General features: G+C 73.6%; 23 protein-coding genes. 18 read left to right on the forward strand and 5 right to left on the reverse strand.

Going from position 1 to position 26439, the window contains the following annotated elements; translation table 11 throughout:
* Positions 1 to 110 precede the first annotated feature (110 nt).
* The 3 genes from sepH to AB0L34_RS20380 form a co-directional block, all read right to left on the reverse strand.
* Entirely contained in the window at positions 111 to 1190 is a 1080-nt protein-coding gene (sepH, locus tag AB0L34_RS20370; RefSeq protein WP_363705883.1) for a septation protein SepH, read from the reverse strand.
* 187 nt (positions 1191 to 1377) lie between these two features.
* Entirely contained in the window at positions 1378 to 2505 is a 1128-nt protein-coding gene (serC, locus tag AB0L34_RS20375; protein WP_350685275.1) for a phosphoserine transaminase, read from the reverse strand.
* A gap of 292 nt (positions 2506 to 2797) precedes the next feature.
* A complete protein-coding gene (locus AB0L34_RS20380) occupies positions 2798 to 3904 on the reverse strand; it encodes a citrate synthase 2 (protein ID WP_350685273.1) in 1107 nt (368 codons plus the stop codon).
* Between the two features lie 282 nt (positions 3905 to 4186).
* On the opposite strand from AB0L34_RS20380, the gene pdxH reads away from it, so the two are divergent.
* The 7 genes from pdxH to AB0L34_RS20415 all read left to right on the forward strand — a co-directional run bounded on the left by pdxH (position 4187) and on the right by AB0L34_RS20415 (position 10373).
* Positions 4187 to 4816 (forward strand): pyridoxamine 5'-phosphate oxidase, encoded by a 630-nt coding sequence (gene pdxH, locus AB0L34_RS20385; protein ID WP_357453187.1) that lies wholly within the window; start codon positions 4187 to 4189, stop codon positions 4814 to 4816.
* Positions 4813 to 6114 (forward strand): MFS transporter, encoded by a 1302-nt coding sequence (locus AB0L34_RS20390; RefSeq protein ID WP_363705884.1) that lies wholly within the window; start codon positions 4813 to 4815, stop codon positions 6112 to 6114. The genes pdxH and AB0L34_RS20390 overlap by 4 nt, the downstream gene beginning before the upstream one ends.
* 53 nt (positions 6115 to 6167) lie before the next feature.
* Positions 6168 to 7097: an aldose 1-epimerase family protein gene (locus AB0L34_RS20395; RefSeq protein WP_357452913.1), complete on the forward strand. Its 930-nt coding sequence runs from the start codon at positions 6168 to 6170 to the stop codon at positions 7095 to 7097.
* Positions 7098 to 7109: 12 nt separating this feature from the next.
* Entirely contained in the window at positions 7110 to 7712 is a 603-nt protein-coding gene (locus AB0L34_RS20400; protein ID WP_357452916.1) for a nitroreductase family protein, read from the forward strand.
* Positions 7713 to 7899: 187 nt separating this feature from the next.
* Positions 7900 to 8205, forward strand: coding sequence for a type II toxin-antitoxin system VapB family antitoxin (locus AB0L34_RS20405; RefSeq protein ID WP_007454850.1), 306 nt, complete (start codon positions 7900 to 7902; stop codon positions 8203 to 8205).
* A gap of 99 nt (positions 8206 to 8304) precedes the next feature.
* Positions 8305 to 9465: an acyl-CoA dehydrogenase family protein gene (locus AB0L34_RS20410; RefSeq protein ID WP_350685266.1), complete on the forward strand. Its 1161-nt coding sequence runs from the start codon at positions 8305 to 8307 to the stop codon at positions 9463 to 9465.
* Positions 9466 to 9608: 143 nt separating this feature from the next.
* Positions 9609 to 10373, forward strand: coding sequence for a DUF4230 domain-containing protein (locus tag AB0L34_RS20415; protein WP_363705885.1), 765 nt, complete (start codon positions 9609 to 9611; stop codon positions 10371 to 10373).
* On the opposite strand, the gene AB0L34_RS20420 is transcribed toward AB0L34_RS20415, so the two are convergent.
* Positions 10358 to 10984, reverse strand: a complete 627-nt coding sequence (locus AB0L34_RS20420) for an XRE family transcriptional regulator (RefSeq protein ID WP_363705886.1) — start codon at positions 10982 to 10984, stop codon at positions 10358 to 10360. The genes AB0L34_RS20415 and AB0L34_RS20420 overlap by 16 nt on opposite strands.
* A gap of 90 nt (positions 10985 to 11074) precedes the next feature.
* On the opposite strand from AB0L34_RS20420, the gene AB0L34_RS20425 reads away from it, so the two are divergent.
* A complete protein-coding gene (locus AB0L34_RS20425) occupies positions 11075 to 12049 on the forward strand; it encodes an NAD(P)/FAD-dependent oxidoreductase (protein ID WP_363705887.1) in 975 nt (324 codons plus the stop codon).
* Between the two features lie 179 nt (positions 12050 to 12228).
* On the forward strand, positions 12229 to 13458 hold the full coding sequence (locus tag AB0L34_RS20430; protein ID WP_363705888.1) for a Cmx/CmrA family chloramphenicol efflux MFS transporter: 1230 nt from the start codon (positions 12229 to 12231) through the stop codon (positions 13456 to 13458).
* Here AB0L34_RS20430 and AB0L34_RS20435 read toward each other — a convergent pair.
* On the reverse strand, positions 13410 to 13604 hold the full coding sequence (locus tag AB0L34_RS20435) for a PspC domain-containing protein (protein ID WP_363705889.1): 195 nt from the start codon (positions 13602 to 13604) through the stop codon (positions 13410 to 13412). The two genes, AB0L34_RS20430 and AB0L34_RS20435, sit on opposite strands and share 49 nt — an antisense overlap.
* A gap of 386 nt (positions 13605 to 13990) precedes the next feature.
* On the opposite strand from AB0L34_RS20435, the gene AB0L34_RS20440 reads away from it, so the two are divergent.
* The 9 genes from AB0L34_RS20440 to AB0L34_RS20480 all read left to right on the forward strand — a co-directional run bounded on the left by AB0L34_RS20440 (position 13991) and on the right by AB0L34_RS20480 (position 26368).
* Positions 13991 to 15361 (forward strand): L-serine ammonia-lyase, encoded by a 1371-nt coding sequence (locus AB0L34_RS20440; protein ID WP_357452931.1) that lies wholly within the window; start codon positions 13991 to 13993, stop codon positions 15359 to 15361.
* Between the two features lie 59 nt (positions 15362 to 15420).
* Positions 15421 to 16248, forward strand: coding sequence for an ABC transporter permease (locus tag AB0L34_RS20445; RefSeq protein WP_357452934.1), 828 nt, complete (start codon positions 15421 to 15423; stop codon positions 16246 to 16248).
* A gap of 2 nt (positions 16249 to 16250) precedes the next feature.
* The gene (locus tag AB0L34_RS20450) at positions 16251 to 16997 is read left to right on the forward strand and encodes an ABC transporter ATP-binding protein (RefSeq protein ID WP_357452937.1); all 747 of its coding nucleotides are present in this window, start codon (positions 16251 to 16253) and stop codon (positions 16995 to 16997) included.
* An 11-nt stretch (positions 16998 to 17008) separates the two neighbouring features.
* The gene (locus AB0L34_RS20455; protein WP_363705894.1) at positions 17009 to 19000 is read left to right on the forward strand and encodes a DUF5941 domain-containing protein; all 1992 of its coding nucleotides are present in this window, start codon (positions 17009 to 17011) and stop codon (positions 18998 to 19000) included.
* Between the two features lie 16 nt (positions 19001 to 19016).
* Positions 19017 to 21218 (forward strand): bifunctional glycosyltransferase family 2 protein/CDP-glycerol:glycerophosphate glycerophosphotransferase, encoded by a 2202-nt coding sequence (locus AB0L34_RS20460; RefSeq protein ID WP_363705890.1) that lies wholly within the window; start codon positions 19017 to 19019, stop codon positions 21216 to 21218.
* Positions 21219 to 21375: 157 nt separating this feature from the next.
* The gene (locus AB0L34_RS20465) at positions 21376 to 22671 is read left to right on the forward strand and encodes an ABC transporter ATP-binding protein (RefSeq protein ID WP_363705891.1); all 1296 of its coding nucleotides are present in this window, start codon (positions 21376 to 21378) and stop codon (positions 22669 to 22671) included.
* A 46-nt stretch (positions 22672 to 22717) separates the two neighbouring features.
* On the forward strand, positions 22718 to 23182 hold the full coding sequence (locus AB0L34_RS20470) for a DUF4442 domain-containing protein (protein ID WP_350701684.1): 465 nt from the start codon (positions 22718 to 22720) through the stop codon (positions 23180 to 23182).
* 64 nt (positions 23183 to 23246) lie between these two features.
* Entirely contained in the window at positions 23247 to 23999 is a 753-nt protein-coding gene (locus AB0L34_RS20475; protein WP_363705892.1) for an HAD-IA family hydrolase, read from the forward strand.
* Positions 23996 to 26368, forward strand: a complete 2373-nt coding sequence (locus AB0L34_RS20480) for a glycoside hydrolase family 65 protein (RefSeq protein ID WP_363705893.1) — start codon at positions 23996 to 23998, stop codon at positions 26366 to 26368. Before AB0L34_RS20475 ends, AB0L34_RS20480 begins: the two co-directional genes overlap by 4 nt.
* The last annotated feature ends 71 nt before the right edge of the window (positions 26369 to 26439 follow it).

Here is a 26439-nt window from a genome sequence, read left to right on the forward strand (position 1 = left end):
ACCGGGGGGTGCGGCCCTGTTTGTTTTACACCAACCGCCCACCCCGCCCGGGCGGCAATTCGTGGGCCTCGCGTCGACACCGGCTAACCCTCGCCGCCGTAGTCCACGCGTCAGGAGGACTCGCGGGCCGCCGGCCCGCTGCCGAAGAGGACGTCGTCCCAGCTCGGCAGGCGCTTGCGGGGCTTGCCCCCGGCCTCGGCCGAATCGGCGGCCGAGGCAGCCGGCGCGCCCGTGCGGCGGGGCCGGAGCACCGCCAGGGACGGCACGGCCGGCACCTCCTTGGGCGCGTCCGAGTCGTCGTCGAACGCGGAACCCTGCCCGCCGCCGAGCAGCGCCGCCGCGCCGCCGCCGACCGGCCGCTGCCGGGGCGCGTCCTGCCCCGCCAGGGCGGCCGGGGAGCGCGGGTCGAGCCCGCGGCCCGAGGTCGAGCCGAGCGGACGGTCGAGGGAGGCGAGCAGGGCGTCCCGCCCGGCCCGGATCGGGTCGCGGCCCGGCCGGCTGTGCTCGGCCGGCGCCGGCAGGCCGTGCCCGCCCCGGCTCGGCTCGCCGCGCGACGGGCCGGGCAGCGCGTGACCGCCCCGCTCCGGCGCCGGCTCCTGACCGAGGATCGGGGTGGGCCGCTCGGCGCAGAGGTATTGCGCCATGTCGTCGTGCGGGGTGACCGCCTGCCGGGTCTTGTCGAGATCCCAGACCGCCTGCGCGGTCGCCTTGCCCGACGGCCAGGTCGCGACGATCCGCCAGGTGCCGTCGTCGCGGCGCCACGCGTCCCAGGAGATCTTCTCGGTGTCGATCCCGTGCTGGGCCAGCCGGCCGTTGACGACCTCGGCGAGCGGGGTCGGCTTCTCCGCGCCCTTGAGCCGGGTGCGCCGGGCGTGCTGGGCGAGCATGGCCCGCTCCTGGAGCACCGGGCCGGCGTAGCGCAGCACCCGGTCGACCGGCACGCCGGCGATCCGGGCGACGTCCTCGGCGGACTCGCCGGAGCGGATTCGGGCCTGGATGTCGCGTGGGGACAGTGAGGGCACCGGGTCGGCGGCGGTCGGGGCCACCGTGAGCGGCGGGGCGCCGGGCTCGGCGTGCAGCGCGCCGGCGATGCGCTCGTCGATGGGCAGGGCGAGCAGTCGCCCGACCTCGTCGGCGAGCACCAGGGCCTGGCCGTCCTCGGAGAGGGCGACGAAGCGTACTGGGCGCATAGCGTTGCCTCCGTCCCGCTTCGCTGGCCGTCACGCCACGAGCCGGCCACCCGGGCGTCTCGCACCACCGTACGCGCATCTTCCCGGAGGTGGGGGATGCGACACCCGCATGTCGCGACTGAGCTGCGGCGATGATCACGTTCGGTGGCCGCCGTACGGGCCGGCGGCCACCGAACGTGACGGCGACCTAGAGCCGCTCGACCACGTAGTCGATGGACGCGGTCAGCGCCTCGACGTCGGCCGGCTCGACGGCCGGGAAGAGCGCGACCCGCAGCTGGTTGCGGCCCAGCTTCCGGTAGGGCTCGGTGTCCACGATGCCGTTGGCGCGCAGCGCCTTGGCGATCGCGGTGGCGTCGACCCCGTCGGCGAAGTCGATGGTGGCGACCACGTTGGACCGCAGCGCCGGGTCGGCCACGAACGGCGTCGCCACCTCGGAGCGCTCCGCCCAGCCGTAGACGATCGCGGCGCTCTCGGCCGTGCGCTTGGCCGCCCAGGCCAGCCCACCCTGCGCGTTCATCCAGTCGGTCTGCTCGGCGGCCAGGAAGATGGTGGCCAGGGCCGGGGTGTTGTAGGTCTGCTCCAGCCGCGAGTTGTCGATCGCGGTGACCAGGTCGAGGAAGGCCGGGATGTAGCGGCCCGACGCCTTGATCTCGCCGGCCCGCTCCAGGGCGGCCGGGGACATCAGGGCCAGCCAGAGACCCCCGTCGGAGCCGAAGCACTTCTGCGGGGCGAAGTAGTAGACGTCGGTCTCGCCGACGTTGACGTCGAGCCCGCCGGCGCCGGAGGTGGCGTCGACCAGCAGCAGCGAGCCCGGGTCGGCGCCGGCCACCCGGCTGATCGGCACCGCGACGCCGGTCGACGTCTCGTTGTGCGGGGTGGCGTAGACGTCGACCCCCGCCTCGGCCACCAGGCTCGGGGCGGTGCCGGCCTCCGACTTGCGGATGGTGGGCTCGCCGAGGAAGGGGGCGTCCTTGACGGACTTGGCGAACTTCGCGCCGAACTCGCCGAAGCTGGCGAACTGCGCCCGGTCCCGGACCAGGCCGAACGTCGCGACCTCCCAGAACGCGGTGGTGCCGCCGTTGCCGAGCACCACCTCGTAGCCCTCGGGCAGGGAGAAGAACTCGGCGATGCCACGGCGCAGCCGGGCGACCTGGTCGCGGACCGTCTTCTGCCGGTGGGACGTGCCCAGGTAGCTGGTCGCCACGTCGGCGAGGGCGGAGACCGCCGCCGGACGGACCTTGGACGGCCCGCAGCCGAACCTTCCGTCGGCGGGCTTGAGGTCGTCGGGAATCCGGATGGTCGGTGCGTCAGCCACGGTTGTCGAGATCCTTCCGCATGTGCGATGGCGGGCCCGGTCTGCAGGTGGGCGCGGATCGACGGCGGACGCGCGCGGGCGCGCGGGGCGGCCGGGATTCGGGCCCGGTCCGGCGACACTGCCGGCCTTCATCCTCCCATCCGGGCCGGCCGATCCGGCCGCTGGTCCCACACCCGGGCGTGAGTCATCCGCCACAAATGCGACCTCAGCCGTGGCCTGCCGACCATGAGGCGGAACGGGGCATGCGCGAGGGGCCCCGTCCGCGCGGACGGGGCCCCTCGGAGGTACGCGGTCAGACGCCGTGCGGGATGGCGTCCCAGCCCTCGACGTCGCTGGGCTTGCGGCTGCCCGGGCCGACGTAGCGGGCCGACGGGCGGACCAGCCGCTGGAGCTTCTTCTGCTCCAGGATGTGCGCGCTCCAGCCGCCCATCCGGGCGCAGGTGAACATCGAGGTGAACATGTGCGCCGGCACCTCGGCGAAGTCGAGCACGACGGCCGACCAGAACTCGACGTTGGTGGCGAGCACCCGGTCCGGGCGACGGGCCTGCAGCTCGGCCAGCGCGGCCTTCTCCAGCGCCTCGGCGATCTCGAAGCGCGGCGCGCCCAGCTCCTTGGCGGTGCGGCGGAGCACCCGGGCGCGCGGGTCCTCGGCCCGGTAGACCCGGTGGCCGAAGCCCATCAGCCGCTCGCCCCGGTCGAGGACGCCCTTCACGTAGCCCTCGGCGTCGCCGCTGCGCTCGACCGCCTCCAGCATGCTGAGCACGCGGGAGGGGGCGCCGCCGTGCAGCGGGCCGGAGAGGGCGCCGATGCCGGAGGAGATACAGGCCGCGGCGTCGGCGCCGGTGGAGGCGACGATCCGGGCGGTGAAGGTGGAGGCGTTCAGGCCGTGCTCGGCGGCCGAGATGAAGTAGGCGTCGACGGCCTTGACGTGCCGCGGGTCCGGCTCGCCGCGCCAGCGCTTCATGAACCGCTCGACGATGGTGGACGCCTTGTCGATCTCCTTCTGCGGCACCGCCGGCAGGCCGAGGCCGCGGGCGGACTGGGCGACGAAGGACAGCGCGGTGACCGACACCCGGGCGAGGTCCTCGCGGGCCTGCTCGTCGGAGATGTCGAGGAGCTGGTCGAGGCCCCAGTAGGGGGCGAGCATCGCGACCGCGGACTGCACGTCCACCCGGATGTCGCCGGAGTGCACCGGCACCGGGAACGGCTCCGCCGGCGGCAGGCCGGGGCCGAACCGCCCGTCGACGAGCAGCGCCCACACGTTGCCGAAGGAGACCTGGCCGATCAGATCCTCGATGTCGACCCCGCGATAGCGCAGCGCGCCGCCTTCGCGGTCGGGTTCGGCGATCTCGGTCTCGAAGGCTACGACGCCCTCCAGCCCGGGTTTGAAATCGGCCATGTCATCTCTCCTGGGTCTGCTCGGTGCGCCCGGCCAGCCCTCACCGGCCAGCCGGCCGAGTGCCCCAGGCGACCCTCATCAGGGATGTGTTCGTGACATCTTGCCTGCTGGGTACCGGATCCGCGACCCGCTGCGACTGTGCTGCACGCGACATCCCCCGCCCGGGACGGCCCGGACGCGTCGGCGACACTGGGCGGTGCGGCCTGGCCTGCTCGGAGGGCGCGGGCCGGGTCGACGGGGAGGGGAGAGAAAGTGACGGGCGACACAGTGACTCCGGCCGCGATGCGTAACGAGTACGCCGCGGACCTGGGCCTTTCCGAGGCGGACCTGGCCGCCGACTGGCACACCCAGTTCGACCGCTGGTTCGCCGACGCGGTCGCCGCCGGGCTGCCCGAACCGAACGCGATGGTGGTCGGCACCGCCGACGCCGCCGGCCGGCCGAGCGCGCGGACGGTGCTGCTCAAGGGGTACGACCCGGAGGGCTTCGTCTTCTTCACCAACTACGGCTCCCGCAAGGGTGCCGAGGCGGCCGCCAACCCGTACGCGAGTCTGGTGTTCCCGTGGTTCCCGATGCAGCGGCAGGTGGTGGTCGCCGGCCGGGTGGAGCGGGTCGACCGGGCGGAGACCGAGGCGTACTTCGCCAGCCGGCCGCGCGGCTCCCAGCTCGGCGCCTGGGCCAGCACGCAGTCCCGGGTGGTCCCCGACCGGGCGGCACTGGACGCGGCGTACCGGGCGGCGGCGGAGCGGTTCGCCGAGGTCGAGCCGATCCCGGCGCCGCCGCACTGGGGCGGGCTGCGGGTGCGGCCGGAGTCCGTGGAGTTCTGGCAGGGCCGGGCCAGCCGGCTGCACGACCGGCTGCGGTTCCGGCGTGCCGGGGCCGGGGAGTGGATCGTCGAGCGGCTGGGTCCGTGACCCAGCTCAGGGAACCCCGGCCGCGCGGGCTGCGCCGGTTCGCGATCGACCTGCGCCCGCTGGCCGTGCCGGCGTACCGGCGGATGTGGCTGGGCAACGGCATCGCGATGTTCGGCATGCAGTTCACCGCGGTGGCCGTGCCGGTGGAGATGTACGCGCTGACCGAGGACTCGCTCTGGGTCGGGCTGATCGGCATCGCGGCGTTCGTACCGCTGCTGGTCTTCGGGCTCTGGGGCGGCGCGGTGGCCGACGCACGCGACCGGCGCAGGGTGCTGCTGGCCACCTCGGCGGTGCTGTGGGCGTCGACGCTCGGCCTGCTGGCGCAGGCACTGCTCGGGGTCGGCAGCCCGCTGCTGCTGCTGGTGCTGGTGGCGGTGCAGTCGATCGCCTTCGCGATCAGCTCGCCCACCCGCAACGCGATCCTGCCCCGGCTGGTGCCGCTGGGCCTGGTGCCGGCGGCGAGCACGCTGAACTTCACCACCTACACCGCGGCGGCGGTCTTCGGGCCGCTGGCCGCGGGCCTGATCTTCGCCCGCTGGGACACCGGGGTCGGCCTGCCGATCGCGTACGCGCTCGACGCCGTGCTGTTCACCGTCGCCGTCTGGGCCACCTTCCGGCTGCCGGCGATGCCGCCCGAGCCGGACCCGGACGGGGGCGACACCCCCCGGCGGGCCGGGCTGGCCAGCATCGTCGACGGGCTGCGCTACCTGTCCACCACGCCGGTGCTGCTGCTCTCCTTCGCCATCGACCTGATCGCGATGGTGCTGGCCATGCCCCGCGCGCTCTTCCCCGAGATCGCCGAGGAGCGGTTCGGCGGCGGGGCGGCCGTCGGCTGGCTCTACAGCGCGATCGCGCTCGGCGCGATGCTCGGCGGGCTCAGCTCCGGCTGGATCGGCCGGCTGCGCCGGCAGGGCCTGGCGCTGGTGGCGGCCGTGGTCGCCTGGGGCCTCGCCGTGGCGGCGGCCGGGCTCGCCGGCCAGCTCTGGCTGATGGTGCTGCTGCTCGCGGTGGCCGGGGCGGCCGACCTGGTCAGCGCGGTGCTGCGGCAGTCGATGCTGCTGGTCTACGCGCCGGACCGGATGCGCGGCCGGCTCATGGGCGTCAACACGGTGGTCATCGCGGGCGGTCCGCGCCTCGGTGACCTGCGGGCCGGGGCGGTCGCGGCCGGGTTCGGCGGCGGGGTCGCCTGGGTCAGCGGTGGGCTGATCTCGGCGGCGCTGGCGGTGCTGCTCGCGGTGGCGTTCCCGGCGTTGCTGCGTTACCGGGCGGCGTCCGCCTCCGGCGGCGGTCGGGGCTGACCGGCCGGGTCGGGGCGAGCGACCGCACGGCGCGAACCGCTAGGGTCGCCCGCATGGACATCCCCGACCAGCGGTCGCCTTCGGGCGCACAGTGGGCCATTTCCGGCGCCGGCCACGAGGCCGTCATCGTGGAGGTGGGCGGCGGGGTGCGGACGTACCGGCACGACGGGGTCGACCACCTCGACGGGTACGACGCCGACGAGATGTGCCCCGGCTGCGCCGGGCAGGTGCTGGCCCCGTGGCCGAACCGGATCCGCGACGGTCGCTACACCTTCGGCGACCGGTTGTTGCAGCTCACGCTCAGCGAGCCGGACCGGGGTGTGGCCATCCACGGGCTGGTCAGTTGGGTGCCGTGGCGGCTGCTGGACCGGTCGCCCGACGCGGTGACCGTCGGCTACGACCTGCCGCCGCAGCCCGGCTACCCGTGGCCCCTGCGGTTGCGCACCCGGTGGAGCGTCGGCCCGGACGGGCTGCGCGCCGAGCACGAGGCGACCAACCTCGGCGCCGAGCCGGCGCCGTTCGGCTTCGCCGTGCACCCGTACCTGCGCGTGCCCGGGGTGGCGGTGGACGACCTGTCGATGCGGCTGCCGGCCCGGAGGCGGTTGCAGGTGGACTCCCGGCTGCTGCCGATCGGTGCCAGCGAGGTCGCCGGCACCGAGTACGACTGGACCAGCCCCCGACGGATCGGCCGCGCCCGGCTGGACCTCACCTTCGGCGACGTGATCCGCGACGACGACGGCGGCTCGACGGTCACCCTGTCCGCCCCGGACGGCTCGGCGGGCGTACGGATCTGGGCCGACCGGGAGTTCGGCTGGTGGCAGGTGTTCACCGGCGACGCGCTTCCCGGGCAGCGGTGCCGCCGTTCCGTCGCGGTGGAGCCGATGACCTGCCCGCCGGACGCGTTCCGCTCCGGCCGGGACGTGATCACCCTGAAGCCGGGCGCGACGTGGCGGGGTGTCTGGGGCGTACGGCCCGGGGTCTGAGCGGGGGAGCGCATGGAGTTCAGCGAGGTGGTCCGGCGGCGCCGGATGGTCCGCAACTACGACCCGGACCGTCCCGTGCCGCCCGACGTGGTGGAGCGGCTGCTCGACCACGCGGTCCACGCGCCGTCGGCCGGCTTCGCCCAGGGGTGGGGGTTCCTGGTGCTGGAGGAGCCGGCGGACCGGGACCGGTTCTGGGCGGCGGCCACCCCCGGCGGGGGCGGCCGGGAGCGCTGGCTGGCCGGCATGCGGCGGGCCCCGCTGATCGTCGTGCCGCACGCGAACCGCTCGGCCTACCTGGAGCGGTACGCGGAGCCGGACAAGGGCTGGGCGGATCGCTCGGCGGAGCGCTGGCCGGTGCCCTACTGGTACGTCGACACCGGTTTCGCCGCCCTGCTGATGCTGCTGACCGCCGTGGACGAGGGGCTGGGGGCGTGCTTCTTCGGCATCCCGCCGCAGCGCCTCGACGCCTACCGCGAGGCGTTCGGCGTGCCGGACGAGTACGAGCCGATCGGGGCGGTGACCGTGGGTTACCGGGCGCCGGACCACAGGTCACCGTCGCTGCGCCGGGGGCGGCGTCCGGTGGACGAGGTGATCCGGCGCGGGCGGTGGAGCTGACCGGCTCCGGGCGTTTCGCCCGGTTGAGAACCGGACGGTGGGTAGTGAAACTGACATCAGGGAGCAGAACGCGGGGTGCCGCAGCCCGCTACGCTGGCACGGTCATCGGCACCGCGGGTCGCGGTGCCACACCGCGACCCGGCCCCGCGTGGGTCGGCCGGGCCTAGGGGGAGGGGAGCGTGCCGTCGTGATCTTCAGAGCGGTCCGGGACGGGCGTCCCTACCCGGAGCACAACCTGACGCTCAAGCAGTGGGCGGAGATCCCGCCGCGGCCCCTGCGCCTGGACCAGTTGATCACCACCAAGCGCGAGCTGGCGCTGGATAAGCTCCTCGCCGAGGACTCGACCTTCTACGGCGACCTCTTTCCCCACGTGGTGCAGTGGAACGGCGGGCTCTACCTGGAGGACGGGCTGCACCGCGCGCTGCGCGCGGCGCTCCAGCAGCGCAACCAGATCCACGCCCGGGTGCTCGTCCTCTCCGAGCCGATCGAGTGACGAGGGCTCGCGTCGTCCGCGCCGCGTCCGACGCCCGCGCCTCGTGATGCCCGCGCCTCGTCCGACCCCTGGGCCTGAGGCTTCGTTAAGGTGGCTGCCATGAGCCGTACCGACCTGCTCGACCTGGACTCCTCGCTCACCGAGGAGGAGCGGCAGATCCGCGCCGTCGTGCGCCAGCTCGTCGACGACCGGGTCCGCCCGCACGTCGCCGGCTGGTACGAGGAGGGCCGGGTGCCCGCCCGGGAGCTGGCCGTCGAGTTCGGCAAGCTCGGCCTGCTCGGCATGCACCTGACGGGCTACGGCTGCGCCGGCGCGTCGGCCGTCGCGTACGGACTGGCCTGCCTGGAGCTGGAGGCCGGTGACTCCGGCGTCCGCTCCCTGGTCTCGGTGCAGGGCTCGCTGGCCATGTACGCCATCTGGCGCTACGGCAGCGAGGAGCAGAAGCAGCGCTGGCTGCCGTCGATGGCGACCGGCGAGGCGATCGGCTGCTTCGGCCTGACCGAGCCCGACCACGGCTCCGACCCGGCGTCGATGACCACCCGGGCCCGCCGCGACGGCGACGACTGGGTGCTGACCGGCGCCAAGATGTGGATCACCAACGCGCCGATCGCCGACGTCGCGGTGATCTGGGCGCGCACCGACGACGGCGTGCGCGGATTCGCCGTACCGATGGACACGCCCGGGGTGACGGCGCGGGAGATCCGGCACAAGATGTCGCTGCGCGCCTCCGTCACCGGGGAGGTCGTGCTCGACGACGTGCGGCTCCCGGCGGACGCCCGACTGCCCGAGGCGGTCGGGCTCAAGGCGCCGCTGAGCTGCCTGACCGAGGCCCGGCACGGCATCGTCTGGGGCGCCCTCGGCGCGGCCCGCGACTGCCTGGAGACCGCCCTGGAGTACGCCACCACGCGCACCCAGTTCGGTCGGCCGCTGGCCGGCTTCCAGCTCACCCAGGCCAAGCTCGCCGACATGGCCGTCGAGCTGAACAAGGGCGCGCTGCTGGCGCTGCACCTGGGGCGACTCGCCGACGCCGGGCGGCTGCGCCCCGAGCAGGTGAGCGTGGGCAAGCTCAACAACGTCCGGGAGGCGCTGGCCATCGCCCGGCAGTGCCGCACCATCCTCGGCGCGAACGGCGTCTCGGGGGAGTACCCGGTCATGCGGCACGCCAACAACCTGGAGAGCGTGCTCACCTACGAGGGCACGTCGGAGATCCACCAACTGGTCATCGGGCAGCGGCTGACCGGGCTGTCGGCCTTCGCCTGACCTGCGGTTCCCGCCCGCCCGACCGGTGTCCACGCCGGCTCCCGCGAGGCGCCGGCAGCCGGTCGCGCCGCTCGGCGAGCGCCTGTCGTACCGGGGCCTTACCGTCATGACAGACGACGTGTCTGACGAGGACGGTGAGGGCCATGGCCCGCGACGGTGACATCAACGAGCCCACCAGGGAGTTCCCGGGCTACCCGACCGGCGAGGAGCTCAAGGCCCGGACGGACGTCGCACCCGAGCCCGCGCCGGGCGCGCCGACGCCGGCCGGCGGGCCGGCCCGCGGCCTGCTCGGGGTGCTCGGCGCGGCGGCCCTGGCGGTGGTGGTGCTGCTCGGCGTGCAGGCCACGGGCATCCTGCCGGACTTCCGCAACCCGTTCGCCAAGGAGCAGACCGACCGCAGTCAGCCGCCGCTGCTCAAGTCGATCCAGGATCTCAGCCGCTACGTCGCCGCCGAGGGCAACTTCCAGGTGGTCGTGGACCTCCAGAACGACCGGCGCAACGTGCCCGACTGGCTGCTCAACCAGCGCACCCTCTTCGTGGGGGCGGGCAGCGTCGAGGCGTACGTGGACTTCGCCAAGATCTCCGAGGGCGCGGTGGTCGAGTCGGCCGACGGCAAGTCGGTGGAGATCAGGCTGCCGGCGCCGCAGCTCGGCAAGACCAACCTCGACCTGGAGAAGAGCTACGTCTTCGCCGAGGAGCGCGGGCTGCTCAACCGGATCGGCGAGCTGGTGGACGGCGATCCCAACCGCCAGCAGCAGGTCTACCAGCTCGCCGAGGAGCGGATCACCACCGCCGCCCGGGACAGCGGCCTCACCCAGCGGGCCGAGGAGAACACCCGCAAGATGCTGGAGGGTCTGCTCCGCTCCCTCGGCTACGAGAAGGTGACGGTCACCTACACCGCCCCGTGACCGTCAGGGGAGTCTTCCCCGTCGGAGTTGCGGGAGCGGGGCCTGGCGCGTACGTGCATGCGTTCCCCCTGGCGGCCGAACAGGTTGAGGACCTCCACGGGTGATTCGCCCGTGCTGCCGAACCAGTGCGGCAGGCGGGTGTCGAATTCGGCCGCCTCACCCGGCTCCATGACCAGGTCGTGGTTGGCGACGACGAGCCGCAGGCGCCCGGACAGGACGTACAGCCACTCGTAGCCGTCGTGCGTGCACAGCTCGGGCCGGTTCTGCTCGGCCGGAATGACCGACTTCCAGGCTTGCAGGGGCCCCGGCTGGGTGGTCAGGGGGACCACCGTGCGGCCGTTGCGGACGCGGGGCGTGTGACGGATCCGCGGATCGCCGACCTCCGGCGCCCCGACCAACTCGTCCAGTGGCACCTGATGGGCCTGGGAGATGGGCAGTAGCAGCTCCAGGCTCGGGCGGCGCTGGCCCGACTCCAGCCGCGACAGGGTGCTCTTGGAGATGCCGGTGGCCTCGGCCAGCGCGGACAGGGTCACGTTGCGGTGGGTGCGGATGCGTTTGAGGCGAGAGCCGACCTGGGCCAGCGCCGCGGCGATCGGGGTGTCCTTGTCCATGCCCCATTCCACCTCGCGCGTTCCAGAAATGGCAACAGAAGTTGTCAGTTCGGGGCCGGGTGCGCACCATCGAGCCCGGAGGTGATCATCATGATCAAGGTAAGGAACGAGCAGTTCGACGAGCGGCGTGCCGCCGCCGACGGGGTCTACGACGTGGTGGTTGTCGGCGGCGCGGCGGCCGGCCTGAACGCGGCCCTGCTTCTCGGGCGCGCCCGCCGCGAGGTCGCCGTGATCGACGCCGGGGAGCCGCGCAACGCCCCCGCCTCGCACATGCACGGCTTCCTGTCCCGCGACGGCCTGCCCCCCGCGGCCCTGCTGGAACTCGGCCGCGCCGAGATCGCCCGGTACGGCGTCCGGCTCATCCAGGGGCGGGTGGATCAGATCGACCACGGCTACTACGTCCGCATGGTGGGCGGGCCGGTGCTCAAAGCCCGCCGCGTCCTGGTCGCAACGGGGCTGCGGGACGAGCTGCCCGACATTCCCGGCCTGCGCGAGCGGTGGGGCAAGGACGTGCTCCACTGCCCGTACTGCCACGCCTACGAAGTGCGCGACCGGCCCCTCGCCGTCCTTGGCACCCACCCGGGGGCGGTGCACCAGGCCCTGCTGCTGCGGCAGTGGAGCGACGATGTCGTCTTCTTCCCGCACACGCTGGACGTGACGCCTCAGGACCGGGAACGGCTGGAGGCGCGCGACCTGCGCATGGTCGAGGGCGAGATCAAGCAGCTCGTCGTCGACGGGGACCGGCTGCACGGCATCGAAACCACCGACGGCCTCGTCGTCCCCCGCGCCGCCGCCTTCGTCTTTCCCCGCATGGTCCCACGCGACGAGCTGCTGACCCAGTTGGGCTGCGTCGTGGACGACAACGGCCGGGTCGCCACCGACCGTACCGGCCGTACCAGCGTCCCCGGCGTCTGGGCCGCCGGCAACGTCATCGACCCGCGCGCGCAGGTCATCGCCGCCGCGGGCATGGGGTCGACCGCGGCGTTCGCCATCAACACGGACCTGCTGGACGAGGACGTCGACCGCGCCGTCGAACAGCGCGGTGCCATGACCGCCAGCCGGTAGCCCACCGCCCGCGCCGCGGCGCGCCCGACCTGACCCTTCCACGCGGACAAGGGGATCCCACACATGCCCACACCTGCCACGGGCCCCATGAACACCGACCAGACGTTCGCCGAGCGCCACCGCCGCGCCGGACAGCCCGGCGAGGTCACCACCACCGTTGCGGGACGGCGGTGATGACGGTGAGCGTCGAAACCGCCCGACAGGTGCCCGTCTCTCGCGGGCGGCTGCCGCTCGGCGTCTACCTGCTCGCGATCAGCATGTTCGCGATGGGCAGCGCCGAGTTCCTGCTTGCCGGCGTCCTGCCGGCGATCGCGGACGACCTTTCGATCACGTTGTCCTCGGCCGGTGCATTGATCTCGGCGTTCGCCATCGGTGTCGTCATCGGCGGCCCGCCCTTGGCGATCATTACCCTTCGCTGGCCGCGACGGGCCACGCTGGTGACCACCCAGGCCCTCTTCGCCGCCTCCGTCGCGGTCGGCCTTCTCACCCAGAATTACACCCTCCTGCTGGCCACCCGCTTCATCTGCGGCCTCGCCTACGCGGGGTTCTGGGCGGTCGCAGCGGTCACCGCGATCAGCCTCGTCACGCCCGACCGCACCGCACGCGCCTCCGGAGTGGTCGTCAGCGGGCTCAGCCTCGCGATGGTCGCCGGCGGCCCGGCCGGGGCGATGCTGAGCTACTTCACGGGATGGCGGGGCGGATTCTGGGGCGTGGCCGCCCTCACCGTGGCCGGGGCGATCCTGACTCTCCTCGCGCTGCCCGCGACGAGCGCGAACGTGAAGCCCAGTGTGCGGCGGGAGCTTCGCACCATGCGGCAACCACAACTGTGGGTCGTCTACGCCGCCACCGTTCTGAGCACCGCCGCCTACATGATCTCGTTCAACTACCTCGCGGCGTTCCTGACCGACATCACCGGCGTCCCGCGGGTCTGGATTCCCGCGATCCTCACGTTGTTCGGCGCCGGCGCCTTCGTCGGTCTGTCCATCGGCGGCAGGATCGCCGACCGGAGGCCGTCACATACGCTCCTGATCGGGGCGATCGGAATTCTGACCAGTTCCGTCCTGCTCGCGGGCCTCGCCCAGCACGCGCTGGCCGTCGTCCCCCTCGTCCTGCTTCTCGGGGTCGCTGGATTCGTGCTCAACCCTGCCATCTACGGCCGCGTGTTCACGATCGCGTCGCAGGCGCCAACCCTCGCCGGGGCCACCACCGTGTCCGCGTTCCAACTCGGCATCAGCCTCGTCCCCGTACTCGCCGGAGCCGCATTCCACGCCGGGGCAGGCATCACCTCCGTCACCTGGATCGGCGCCGTCCTGGCAGCCGCCACGGTGCCGGCCATCCTTCTCGACCGGGAAACCTCACGTCACCGGATGCGGTCCTCGTTCGGCATCAGGACCCAGAGCACCAGGTAGAAGATCACCTGGGTGCCGGGCAGCAGCAGCGACAGCAGGAACAGCAGCCGGACGAACCCCGCCGACCTGCCGAAACGTTGGGCCAGACCGGCGCAGACACCGGCGATCATGCGTCCCTGACGGGGGCGGACCAGTTTGCGACTCATCGTCGTACTCCCACTCTGCGGCGTTCGCCGCGTCTTCCCCAACGGTAGGAACGGCCGCCCACCACGCCCTCGGCCCCAGGGAGGATCGGCCGCCCGCGTCCCCGTAGGTGGTTACCCGGGAGCCGTCCGCGCGACGCGCCGCGTGGACGGGTGCCACGGGCACCCGTCCGGATCGACGACCCACGGGGGCCTCGCGGCAGTCCCCGCGCGGCGCCGGCTTTCCGGATGCCGACGATCGGGGGCGACGCGCCGGGCAGCCGGTGAGCTGGGCGGGTAGGCTCGCCGGTCGGGCACCCGCACGTCCGGGTGCCGACGGCCGCCCGGGTCCCGGGCCGGCCACGACCGGGCCGGACCCCGCGAGGGGTACGACGGCGAGGAAGTGCAGCATGATCAGCGTTTTCGACCTCTTCAGCGTCGGCATCGGGCCGTCCAGCTCGCACACGGTGGGGCCGATGCGGGCCGCCCGCACGTTCGTCGCCGGGCTGAAGGCCGACGGGCTGCTGACCGGCACCGTCCGGGTGCAGGCGGAACTCTTCGGCTCGCTCGGCGCCACCGGTCACGGCCACGGCAGCGACCGCGCGGTGCTGCTCGGGCTGGCCGGCGAGGCGCCGGAGACGGTCGACACCGACACCGTCGACGCGCGGATCAGCCGGATCAGGGCAGAGCGCCGGCTGAGCCTGCTCGACGCGCACGAGATCGGCTTCGACCCGGACCGGGACCTGGTGCTGCACCGGCGCCGGTCGCTGCCGTACCACCCGAACGGGATGACCTTCGTCGCGTACGACGAGCGGGGCGCGGAGCTGCGCGTGCGGACGTACTACTCGGTCGGTGGCGGGTTCGTGGTCGACGAGGCGGCGGCCGGGGCGGACCGGATCAAGCCGGACGCGACGCGCGTGCGGCACCCGTTCCTCACCGGCGCGCAACTGCTCGACGTGACCGCGTCGACCGGGCTGTCGATCAGCGAGGTGATGCTCGCCAACGAGCTGTCCTGGCGCAGCGAGGGCGAGGTGCGCACCGGCCTGCTGGAGATCTGGCGGGTGATGCGGGAGTGCGTCGAGCGGGGCTGCTCGCGGGACGGGGTGCTGCCCGGCGGGCTGAAGGTCCGCCGCCGCGCCGCCGAGCTGCGCCGCAGCCTGGCGACGGAGTCCGACCCCACCGACCCGCTGCGGGCGATGGACTGGGTGACCCTCTTCGCCCTCGCCGTCAACGAGGAGAACGCGGCCGGCGGCCGGGTCGTCACCGCGCCGACCAACGGGGCGGCCGGGATCATCCCGGCGGTGCTGCACTACTACACCCGGTTCGTGCCGGGCGCCTCCGACGAGGGGGTGGTCCGGTTCCTGCTGGCGGCGGGCGCGATCGGCGTGCTGTTCAAGGAGAACGCGTCGATCTCCGGCGCGGAGGTGGGCTGCCAGGGCGAGGTGGGCTCGGCCTGCTCGATGGCCGCCGCCGGGCTGGCCGAGGCGCTCGGCGGCACCCCGGAGCAGGTGGAGAACGCCGCCGAGATCGGCATGGAGCACAACCTCGGGCTCACCTGCGACCCGGTCGGTGGCCTGGTGCAGATCCCCTGCATCGAGCGGAACGCGGTGGCTAGCATCAAGGCGATCACGGCCGCCCGGCTGGCGCTGCGCGGCGACGGGGTGCACCACGTATCGCTCGACAAGGTCATCAAGACCATGCGCGAGACCGGCGCGGACATGAAGGTGAAGTACAAGGAGACGGCGCGCGGCGGCCTGGCCGTCAACGTGATCGAGTGCTGAGGGGGCGTTCGTTCACTGACTGCTAACCTGTCGTCCGTCCGGTGAGGCGGGAGGCGGCGGTGACCTCTGGCGTCGCGGCGTTGTGGTCGCACCGCAACTCCCTGCGCATCCTCGTCCGGCGCGACCTGGCGGTGAAGTACCAGCAGTCCGTGCTCGGCTACCTCTGGTCGCTGATCGAGCCCCTCGGCATGGGGGCCATCTACTGGTTCGTCTTCGGCGTCCTCTACTCCCGGGACACCACCCGACACCTCGGTGACGCGGCCGGCTCGTACCCATTGTTCCTGATCACCGGGATCTTCGCCTGGATGTGGACCAGCTCGGCGCTGAGCGAGGCGACCAACGCGCTGACCGGCCAGTCGCGGCTGATCACGACGATGAACGTGCCCCGGCAGGTCTTCCCGATCGGCCGGGTCGCCGGCCGCTTCGCCGAGTACGCCGCCGGCCTGCCGATCCTGGTCGCCGTCGCCGTCGGGTACGCCGCGTCCGGCGGGATCGACCTGGGCTGGTCGCTGCTCGCGCTGCCGCTGGCGGTGGCGGTGCAGGCCGTCCTGCTGGTCGGGCTGGCACTGCTGCTCTCGGCGGTCAACGTGCTGATGCGCGACGTCGAGCGGTTCATGCGGCTGGTCATCCGGGTGCTCTTCTACGCGACGCCGATCATCTACCCGCTGAGCCTCGTGCGGGGCGCCGACCTGCCGGGCTGGCTGAAGGTCGCGTACGAGCTGAACCCGCTGGTCGGCATCTTCCAGCTGCACCACGCGGTCTGGTACCCGGACGAGTTTCCGGACGCCCGGCTGCTCGCCACCACCGTCGGCGTCAGCCTGCTGGTGCTGGCCGCCGGCTGGTGGTCGTTCCGCCGGCTCGAACCCGCCGTGCTCAAGGAACTGTGACGATGGCCGACCCGATCATCGAGGCGGAGGGGCTCGGCATCCGGTTCGTCCGCAACCGGCGGCGGCAGCTGCGGCTGCGCGAGCTGTTCATCCACCGGGGCACGCGCGGCGCGTCCGCCGGCCAGTTCTGGCCGCTGCGGGACGTGTCGTTCTCGGTGGCGGCCGGCGAGACCGTCGGAGTGATCGGCCGCAACGGCACCGGCAAGAGCACGCTGCTGCGGCTGATCGCCGGGGTGCTGATCCCCGACGAGGGGCGGATCCGGGTGCGGGGGGACGTGGCGCCGCTGCTGGAGCTCTCCGCCGGCTTCTCCAACGACCTGACCGGGCGGGAGAACCTCTACCTGGTCGGCGGCCTGCACGGGCTGTCGTCGGGCTATCTGCGGCGGCACTTCGACGACATCGTCTCGTTCGCCGGCGAACAGGTGGAGCGGGCCATCGACACCTCGGTGCGGCACTACTCGTCCGGCATGAAGGTCCGGCTCGGCTTCGCGATCATCTCGCACCTGCCGCACCCGATCCTGCTCATGGACGAGGTGACCGCCGTCGGGGACGCGGAGTTCCGCAAGAAGTGTTATGCGACGATCGACCGTCTGCTCGGGGAGGGGCGCACTCTGGTGCTGGTGTCACACAACGAAAAGGACCTGACCCGGTTCTGCCGTCGGGGGCTCTACCTCGACGGGGGCCGGCTGAGCGTCGACGGCACGATCGCCGAGGCGCTCGACGCGTACCACACCGCGGTCCCGCGGTGACGCTCGCGATCGTGCTCGCCGCCGACGCCCCGGCCGCGAGCCTCCCCACCCGCGCGGGCGAACCCCTCGCCGACCGCCTCGCCGCCCAGCTCCGCGCCGCCGGGGCGGACGAGGTGCGCCGCGTCGCCGACCTGGACGAGCTGGCCGCCCTCGTGGACGTGGCCACCGGCCCGGTGCTGGTCACCGGCGCCGACCTGGTCGCGCACACCGCCGTCCTGCGGCATCTGGCGACCAGTCCGGTCGGGCCGACGGTGGCGCTGGTGCTCACCGACCCGCCCGGCGACGGGCGCACCGCCGTGCGCGAGGAGCGCGGCCAGGTCGTCGAGGCCGGGCCGCCGGAGACGCTGAACGGCGACGCCACCGGGATCTTCGGCGGCGCGCTGCGGGTCGGCGTCGCCGACCTGCCGTCGCTCGCCGCCGCCGCGCGCGCGGCCGCCGCCGGCGTGCTGCCGGCCGGCGCGCCGTCGGCCGCCGCGCCGCCGCCGGCCGGGGCCGCCGTGGACCGGCTCTTCGCCGGCCTCGCGGGGCTCGGCGCGCTGACCTTCGCCCATCGCGTACGCCTGCTCGTCGCGCACCGGGTGACCGACCCGGCGGGGCTGGCCGCCGCGGAGGCGGCCGTGGCCGCCGTCGACGAGGACCGGGCGGAACTGCGGCTCTCGGTGAAGGAGCGGGACGACTTCTTCACCACCTTCTTCGTCAGCACCTGGTCCCCGTACGTCACGAAGGCGTCCGCCCGGCTCGGGCTCGGCCCGACGGCCGTCACGATGATCTCGGTGGCCTTCGCGGTGGCCGCCGCCGTGCTGTTCGGCGTCGGCGGCCGGCCGGCGCTGGTCGCCGGGGCGGTGCTGCTCTACCTCGGCTTCGTGCTCGACTGCGTGGACGGCCAACTCGCCCGCTACACGCGGCACTTCAGCGCCTGGGGCGGCTGGCTGGACACGATGGCCGACCGCGCGAAGGAGTACGTGGTCTACGCCGGCCTCGGCTACGGGGCCACCCAGGCCGGGTTCCGGTACGGCTGGGCGCTGGCGATCGCCGCGATGACGCTGCAGACCGTCCGGCACATGACGGACACGTGGTACGGCGTGCTGCACGACGAGGCGGCGCGCCGCCCGAAGGCCGTCGGCACCTCCGGCGGCATCGGCGACAAGCTGAACGCCGCCTCGAACCGGGTGCAGGCCGACACGGGGTCGGTGTCGTACTGGCTCAAGCGGACGGTGGTCTTCCCGATCGGGGAGCGGTGGGCGCTGATCGCGCTGACCGTGGCGCTGTTCGGCCCGCTGGTCAGCCTCTACGCGGTGCTGGCGTGGGGGGTGCTGGCGTTCGCGTACACCGGGGCGCTGCGTACGCTGCGCGCGCGGTGGATGTGGGTGCCGGTGCTGGACACGGTCGACGCCACCCTGCACCGCGACGACGGGCCGCTGGCCCGCCGGCTGCCGGTGGTCCGCCCGATGGGCCCGCTGACGCTGGCGGTCGTCGCGGCGCTGGGGCCGGCGGCGCTGCTGGTGGCGGCCCTGCTCACCCGGGACGGCACCAAGGCGGGCCTGGGCTGGGCGGTGCCGGTCGCGCTGCTGGTGCTCCTGGTCGGCGGCCTCGGGGCGGGCGCGGCGCACAACGGGCCGCTGGACTGGCTGGTGCCGGCCGCGCTGCGGGCGGGGGAGTACCTCTTCGCCATCGCGGTCGGGGTGGTCGGCGACGTGCCGCCGTGGCTGGTCTTCGGGTACGTCTTCGTGCTGACCCTGCACCACTACGACCTGACCGCCCGGCTGGAGAAGCGGCAGTCCGCGCCGCCGCTGCACGGTCTCACGCTCGGGTGGGAGGGGCGGTCCGTGCTGCTGGCCCTGGCGGCGATCGTCGGAATTGCGGGTATCGGGATGGCTACACTCGGTACGTACCTTCTCATGGTTTTCGTGGGGAGTGTCGTCCTCGCCTGGGTCGTCCTGCCCGCCCGCGCCGCGCGGGCGTCGGTGGGCCTGGCCGGTGCGGGAGGCCGCTCGCCGGGCTGACGGAGGGGCCGGCCGGATGACACTGATCAGTTTCGTCGTGCCGGCCTTCCGGGTGCAGGGCTACCTGCGCGAGTGCCTGGACTCCATCCTCGACCAGCCCGTCGCCGACATCGAGGTGATCGGCGTCGACGACTGCTCGCCGGACGACAGCGGCGAGATCCTCGCCGAGTACGCCGCCCGCGACCGGCGGATGCACGCCGTCCGGCTGACGGAGAACGTCGGGCTCGGTCCGGCCCGCAACGTCGGGCTGGACCGGGCCGTCGGCGAGTACGTCTGGTTCGTCGACGGCGACGACTGGCTCGCCCCGGAATGCCTGGTGGAGGTGGCCGAGCGCCTCCGCGCCACCCGCCCCGACGTGCTCCTGGTCGACCACGTCCGGACCCACTGGAACAACGCCGTCACCCGCAGCGCCATGGCGGAGGTGTTCCCCGAGCCACCCGGCGAGGGCACCTTCCGGCTGCGGGACCGGCCCGAGACGCTGCGGGTGCTGCACACCGCCTGGAACCGTGTGGTCCGTCGGCAGTTCCTGGGCGACCTGGGGCTGCGCTTCGCCCCCGGCTGGTACGAGGACGTCTCGTTCAGCTACCCCGTGCTGATGGCCGCCGAGCGGATCGGCGTGCTGGACCGGGTGTGCGTCAACTACCGCCAGCGGCGGTCCGGCGCGATCACCAGGACGCGGGGCGACCGGCACTTCGAGGTCTTCCACCAGTGGCACCGGGTGTTCCGGCTGATGGACTCCTGGGGGTCGGTGGTCGACGACCTGCGCCCGGCGGTCTTCGAGCGGATGATCTGGCACTACCTGACCGTGCTCGGCAACGGGCAGCGGATCGCGCCGGAGCTGCGGCCCGCCTTCTTCGCCCAGATCACCGCCGACTACGCGCGCTGGCTGCCGCCCGGCGGCTACCCGGCCCCGGGGGGCGCGGAGGGGCTCAAGCACCGGCTGGTGGCCGCCGGCCGCTGGCGTACGTTCAGCGCCCTGCGCACCGTCTACCTGGCGCGGGACACCGCCCGGCGTACCGCCCGGACGACGAGGCGGCGGGTCGCGCCCCGGGCCCGGCGGGCCGCCCGGCTGGCCCGGGACACGCTGCTGCGCGAGTACTACCGGGCCGAGCTGCGCCGACCCGTCGACCCGACGCTGGCCGTGTACGCGGCCTACTGGTACCGCGGCTACGCGGACAACCCGGCCGCGGTCCACGAGGCGGCGCGACGGCTGGCGCCGCAGGTCCGGGGGGTGTGGATCGTCCGGCGGGACCGGGTGCACACCATGCCCGAGGGCGTCGAGTACGTGGTGGCCGGCACCCCCGCGTACTACCGGGCGCTGGCGCGGGCGCGCTGGCTGGTCAACAACGTGAACTTCCCGGACTACGTCCGCAAGCGGCCCGGGTCGGTGCACGTGCAGACCCACCACGGCACGCCGGTGAAGGTGATGGGGCTCGACCAGCAGCGGTACCCGATCGGCGCGGTGGGGATGGACTTCGCCGGGCTGCTGCGCCGGGTGGACCGGTGGGACTTCAGCATCAGCGCGAACAGCTTCTCCACCCAGATGTGGGAGCGGGCCTATCCGGCGGAGTACACCACCCTGGAGGTGGGCTACCCGCGCAACGACCGGCTGGTCAACGCCACCGCCGAGGAGGTGCTCCGGCTGCGCGCGGAGTTCGGCCTCGGCCTCGGCGAGCGGGTCGTCCTGTACGCCCCGACGCACCGGGAACACCTGCCCGGCTACCGGCCGCCGTTCGACCCGGGGCGGCTGCTCGACGTGCTCGGGCCGGCCGGCCGGCTGCTGATGCGCAGCCACTACTTCCACGACCGGGAGCGGCGGGCCCGGCGCCCGGTGGACCGGGTGCGCGACGTCAGCGGCCACCCGCGCGTCGAGGACCTCTACCTCGTGGCGGACGTGCTGGTCACGGACTACTCGTCGGCGATGTTCGACTACGCCGTGCTGGACCGGCCGATCGTGGTCTACGCCCCGGACTGGGAGGCGTACCGGCTGGCCCGCGGCGTCTACTTCGACCTGCTCGCGGAGCCGCCCGGCGCGGTGGCCACCAGCTTCGCCGACCTGCTCGACCTGTTCCGCGCCGGCGGGGTCGACTCGGCGGAGGCGACGAGGGCCCGGCAGCGGTTCCGGGCCCGGTTCTGCGCGCTCGAGGACGGCCACGCCGCCGAACGGGTGGTCCGCCGGGTCTTCCTCGGCGAGCAGCCGCAGCCCCGCTGCCGCTGACCACGCCCGTCCGCGCCCCCGGGGTCGCCCGCCGTCCCACCCGTGGGCGCAACAGGAACGTCACGAGTCGAACATGGGACGTTTACCCGATATCCGGATCGAATGATCCTCGTCACAGTCATTCGGGGTTCGGTCGACGAGCTGTGGGGAGGTGACGGTGACCACCGTCGCGCTCAAGGATGTCACGAAGGTGTTCAGGGACGGCACCCTCGCCGTCGACAGCGTCAACCTGGACGTCAACGACGGCGAGTTCATGGTGCTGCTCGGCCCGTCGGGCTGCGGGAAGTCCACGGTGCTGCGGATGGTCGCCGGGCTGGAGGACCCGACGTCGGGCGCGGTGCTGCTCGACGGCGAGCTGGTCAACGACCTGCCGCCGCGGGAGCGGAAGATCGCCATGGTCTTCCAGGACTTCGCGCTCTACCCGCACATGACGGTCGGCGACAACATCGCCTTCCCGCTCCGGCTGGCCGGCATGGATCCGGAGCCGCGCGGCGAGCGGGTCACCGACGTGGCCAGCGCGCTCGGCATCGGCGACGTGCTCGGCCGCAGGCCCAACCAGCTCTCCGGCGGGCAGCGCCAGCGGGTCGCGATGGGGCGGGCGATCGTCCGCCGCCCCGGCCTGTTCCTGATGGACGAGCCGCTGTCCAACCTCGACAGCGGGCTCCGGGCCGAGCTGCGCGCCGAGATCTCCGGGCTCACCCGCGAGCTGGGCGTCACCACCATCTACGTCACCCACGACCAGGCCGAGGCGCTGACCATGGCCGACCGGGTCGCCATCATGCGCAGGGGCGTCCTCCAGGACGTGGGGACCCCGACCCAGGTCTACGGCCGCCCCGCCACGCTCTACGTGGCCGCGTTCCTCGGCAGCCCGCGGATGAACCTGCTGGAGGCGTCGGTCTACGTCCACCTGGACCGCTACGTCACCCTCACCCTCGGCGAGCAGGCGCTGCGCCTGCCCTGGGACGACATCCGCAGCCGGGCGGTCGCGCACTACCACGGCGAGCGGATCGTGGTCGGGATGCGGGCCGAGGCGCTCACCCCGGTCGCCCCGGACACGCCGGGCGACGTGCTCCACGGCCGGATCCGCTACCTGGAGCACCACGGTCACGAGTCGCTCGCGTTCCTCGACATCGGGGCCACCGCGATCGTGGTGGACGAGATGGGCACCCCCGTCGACGCCCCGGTCGACCAGCGCGGTCTGCGCCGCTTCGGCCAGATGATGCAGCGGCTGACCGGGCGCGCGGCGGAGGACGAGCCCGCCCCGAGCCACAGCACCCGGACGAGCGTGCTGAGCGACCCGGGCCGGCACCACCGCCGCCCGGCCGAGCTGGCGGTCCGGCTCGCGCCGTACCCCGCGGTCTCCGCCGGTCACCCCCTGGCCGTCTCCGTACGCATGGACGCGCTGCACTTCTTCGACGAGCGGGGTGACCGCATCGACGTCGGCTGGCGCTGACCGGGTGGCCCTTGCCGGCGAAGTTACCGACTAGTAACGTCGGGGCATGACCATCGACTCGCGCCAGGTGGCGGCCGGCATGCTGGAGGCCGTGCCGTTCGCGCGTACGCTCGGCCTCGAATTCGTCGAGGTGGCCCCCGAGGCGGAGGGCGGGGTGCGGGCGGTCGTCCGCCTGCCCGACTCGCCGGCCACCCACAACCACGTCGGCGGGCCGCACGCCGGGGCCATGTTCACCCTCGGCGAGACCGCCTCCGGCGCGGTCGTGCTGGCCGCGTTCGCGCCGCTGCTCGACCGGGCCACGCCGCTGGCGGTGCGGGCCGAGATCGCGTACCGGAAGCTCGCCATGGGCCCGGTGCTGGCGACGGCGCGGCTCGGCCGGCCCCCCGCCGAGGTGGTCGCCGAGCTGGAGGCCGGCCGGCGGCCGGAGTTCCCGGTACAGGTGGAGATCGCCACCGAGGAGGGGAAGGCCACCGGCGCGATGACGGTCGTCTGGACGCTGCGCCCGCACTGAGCCGTCCCGGGCAACCGGGCCGAAACCGGTTTGCCGGCGCGGAGGTCTGGATAGATTCGTAACCGTGCTGGGCCTGCCTGCTCACGTGACCGCCTGTCTCTTCGATCTGGACGGGGTGCTGACCCAGACCGCCCGGGTGCACAACGCCGCGTGGACCGAGACGTTCGACGGCTTCCTGCGGCAGCGTGCCGCCGCCACCGGCGAGGCGTTCCGCCCCTTCGATCCGGGGCCGGACTACAACCGGTACGTCGACGGCCGGCCCCGCGCCGACGGGGTGCGCACCTTCCTCGCCTCGCGGGGGATCGTGCTGCCCGAGGGAGCGCCCGACGACCCCCCGGACGCCGACACGGTCAACGGGGTCGGCAACCGGAAGAACGTGCTGCTGCTGGAACGGCTGCGCACCCGCGGCGTGGACGTCTATCCCGGCTCGGTCGCCTACCTGAAGGCCGCGGTCGCCGCCGGCCTGCGCCGCGCGGTCGTCACGGCCAGCGCGAACGGCCGGGAGGTGGTCGCCGCCGCCGGCCTGGAACCGCTGCTGGAGGCGCGGGTCGACGGGCTGCTCGCCCGCGCCGAGGGGCTGCGCGGCAAGCCGCACCCCGACACGTTCCTGGCCGGGGCCGGGCTGCTCGGGGTCGACCCGGCCCACGCCGCCGTCTTCGAGGACGCGCTGGCCGGGGTGGCCGCCGGCCGGGCCGGCGGGTTCGGCTACGTGGTCGGGGTCGACCGGGTCGGCCAGGCGGCCGAGCTGCGCGCCCACGGCGCCGACGTCGTGGTCACCGACCTCGCCGACCTGCTCGACACCGGGCGGCCCGCGTGATCAGGGAACGGGCATATCCCGTCGAGCCGTGGCACATCCGGGAGATCCGGCTGGACATGGACGTCCTGGCCCAGTCCGAGTCGGTGTTCGCGCTCTCCAACGGGCACGTCGGGCTGCGCGGCAACCTGGACGAGGGCGAGCCGCACGGCCTGCCCGGCACGTACCTCAACTCCTTCTACGAGCTGCGCCCGCTGCCGTACGCGGAGGCCGGGTTCGGGTTCCCGGAATCCGGCCAGACCATCGTCAACGTCACCAACGGCAAGCTGATCCGGCTGCTGGTCGACGACGAGCCGCTCGACGTCCGGTACGGCGAACTCCTCTCCCACGAGCGGGTCCTCGACCTGCGCGCCGGCACCCTGCACCGCGAGCTGCACTGGCGGTCGCCGGCCGGCCGCGAGGTCAAGGTCCGCAGCACCCGGCTGGTCTCCTTCACCCAGCGCTCCGTCGCGGCGATCAACTACGAGGTGGAGGCGGTCGGCGCCCCGCTGCGGCTGATCATCCAGTCGGAACTCGTCGCGAACGAGACGCTGCCCGCGCAGAGCCGGGACCCCCGGGTGGCGGCCGTGCTGGAGTCGCCGTTGCAGGCCGAGGAGGAACTCACCACCGACGACGGCGGGCTGCTGATCCACCGGACCAAGCTCTCCGGGCTGCGGGTCGCCGCCGCGATGGAGCACGAGGTGTACGCCCCGGCGCGCAAGACCATCGAGTCCGAGGGGTACGAGGACTGGGTGCGCACCACGATCGGGTGCGTGCTCAAGCCGGGCGAGACGCTGCGGGTGGTCAAATACCTTACCTACGGCTGGTCCAGCCGCCGCTCGCTGCCCGCCCTGCGGGACCAGGTCGGCGCGGCCCTGGCCGGGGCGCGGCTCGACGGCTGGGACGGGCTCCACCGGGAGCAGCGGGAATACCTCGACGAGTTCTGGGACGCCGCCGACGTGGTGGTGGAGGGCGACCCGGAGGTCCAGCAGGCCGTCCGGTTCGGACTGTTCCACGTCCTCCAGGCGGGCACCCGGGCGGAGCGGCGGCCGATCGCCGCGAAGGGCCTGACCGGCCCCGGGTACGACGGGCACGCGTTCTGGGACACCGAGATGTTCGTCCTGCCGGTGCTCACCTACACCCACCCGGCCGCCGTGCGGGACGCGCTGCACTGGCGGCACCGCACGCTGGCCGCCGCGCACGAGCGGGCCCGGATGCTCAACCTGGAGGGTGCGGCGTTCCCCTGGCGCACCATCGAGGGACCGGAGTCGTCGGCGTACTGGCCGGCGGGCACCGCCGCCTTCCACATCGCGGCCGACGTCGCCGACGCGCTGCGGCGCTACGTGCAGGTCACCGAGGACACCGAGCTGGAGCGCGAGATCGGGCTGGAGCTGCTGGTGGAGACCGCCCGGCTGTGGCGGTCGCTGGGCCACCACGACCGCCACGGCCAGTTCCACATCGACGGGGTGACCGGCCCCGACGAGTACACGGCGGTGAAGAACGACAACATCTACACCAACCTGATGGCGCAGCGGAACCTGATCACCGCCGCCGACGCGGTGATGCGCTACCGGGACGAGGCGTTCCACCTCGGCGTGACCGACGAGGAGGCGGCCGCCTGGCGGGACGCGGCGGCCTCCATGCACATCCCGTACGACGAGGAGGTCGACGTCCACGAGCAGGTGGAGGGATTCACCCGGCTCCAGGAGTGGGACTTCGGGCACACGCCGCAGGAGAAGTACCCGCTGCTGCTGCACTACCCGTACTTCGACCTCTACCGCAAGCAGGTGGTCAAGCAGGCGGACCTGGTCCTCGCCATGCACTGGCGGGGCGACGCGTTCACCCCGGAGGAGAAGCTGCGCAACTTCCTCTACTACGAGCGCCGGACGGTGCGGGACTCGTCGTTGTCGGCGTGTACCCAGGCGGTGCTGGCGGCCGAGGTGGGCCATCCGGAGCTGGCGCACATCTACCTGCGCGAGGCCGCGCTGATGGACCTGCACGACCTCAACGAGAACACCCGCGACGGCGTGCACATGGCGTCGCTCGCGGGGGCGTGGATCGCGTTGGTGGCCGGGTTCGGCGGGCTGCGCGACCACGACGGCACGCTGTCGTTCGCGCCGCGCCTGTCCAGCCGGCTCGGGCGGCTGGAGTTCTCGCTCCAGTGGCGCGGGATGCGGCTGCGGGTGGACGTCCGGCCGCACGAGACCACGTACGCGCTGCGCCACGGTGACCCGGCGGACGTGCTGGAGCTGCGCCACCACGGCGAGACGGTCCGGGTCACCTGCGACGAGCCCGTCACCGTGCCGATCCCGCCGCTGGAGGTCTCCGGACCGGCCCCGGAGCAGGCGCCGGGCCGGGCCCCGCTGCTCCGCCTGCCCGAGAACGAGCCGTGAGCCGCCGCCGGCCCCCCCCCCGCGGGGGGGCGGGGGGGGGGTCAGGGGCCCGCCCCGGCAGGGGGGGGCCG

The sequence above is a fragment of the Micromonospora sp. NPDC052213 genome, assembly GCF_040679695.1.
In the GTDB taxonomy this organism is placed as follows: Bacteria; Actinomycetota; Actinomycetes; order Mycobacteriales; family Micromonosporaceae; genus Micromonospora.

Excerpts from the sequence above, each read along its gene's own strand:
- AB0L34_RS20410 (WP_350685266.1), top strand. The coding sequence starts at position 8,305 with ATGAGCCGTACCGACCTGCTCGACCTGGACTCCTCGCTCACCGAGGAG.
- AB0L34_RS20450 (WP_357452937.1), top strand. The coding sequence starts at position 16,251 with ATGGCCGACCCGATCATCGAGGCGGAGGGGCTCGGCATCCGGTTCGTC.
- AB0L34_RS20400 (WP_357452916.1), top strand. The coding sequence starts at position 7,110 with ATGGAGTTCAGCGAGGTGGTCCGGCGGCGCCGGATGGTCCGCAACTAC.
- AB0L34_RS20435 (WP_363705889.1), bottom strand. The coding sequence starts at position 13,604 with ATGAGTCGCAAACTGGTCCGCCCCCGTCAGGGACGCATGATCGCCGGT.
- AB0L34_RS20395 (WP_357452913.1), top strand. The coding sequence starts at position 6,168 with ATGGACATCCCCGACCAGCGGTCGCCTTCGGGCGCACAGTGGGCCATT.
- AB0L34_RS20425 (WP_363705887.1), top strand. The coding sequence starts at position 11,075 with ATGATCAAGGTAAGGAACGAGCAGTTCGACGAGCGGCGTGCCGCCGCC.
- sepH (WP_363705883.1), bottom strand. The coding sequence starts at position 1,190 with ATGCGCCCAGTACGCTTCGTCGCCCTCTCCGAGGACGGCCAGGCCCTG.
- AB0L34_RS20415 (WP_363705885.1), top strand. The coding sequence starts at position 9,609 with ATGGCCCGCGACGGTGACATCAACGAGCCCACCAGGGAGTTCCCGGGC.
- AB0L34_RS20380 (WP_350685273.1), bottom strand. The coding sequence starts at position 3,904 with ATGGCCGATTTCAAACCCGGGCTGGAGGGCGTCGTAGCCTTCGAGACC.
- AB0L34_RS20470 (WP_350701684.1), top strand. The coding sequence starts at position 22,718 with ATGACCATCGACTCGCGCCAGGTGGCGGCCGGCATGCTGGAGGCCGTG.
- AB0L34_RS20420 (WP_363705886.1), bottom strand. The coding sequence starts at position 10,984 with ATGGACAAGGACACCCCGATCGCCGCGGCGCTGGCCCAGGTCGGCTCT.
- AB0L34_RS20460 (WP_363705890.1), top strand. The coding sequence starts at position 19,017 with ATGACACTGATCAGTTTCGTCGTGCCGGCCTTCCGGGTGCAGGGCTAC.
- pdxH (WP_357453187.1), top strand. The coding sequence starts at position 4,187 with ATGCGTAACGAGTACGCCGCGGACCTGGGCCTTTCCGAGGCGGACCTG.
- AB0L34_RS20440 (WP_357452931.1), top strand. The coding sequence starts at position 13,991 with ATGATCAGCGTTTTCGACCTCTTCAGCGTCGGCATCGGGCCGTCCAGC.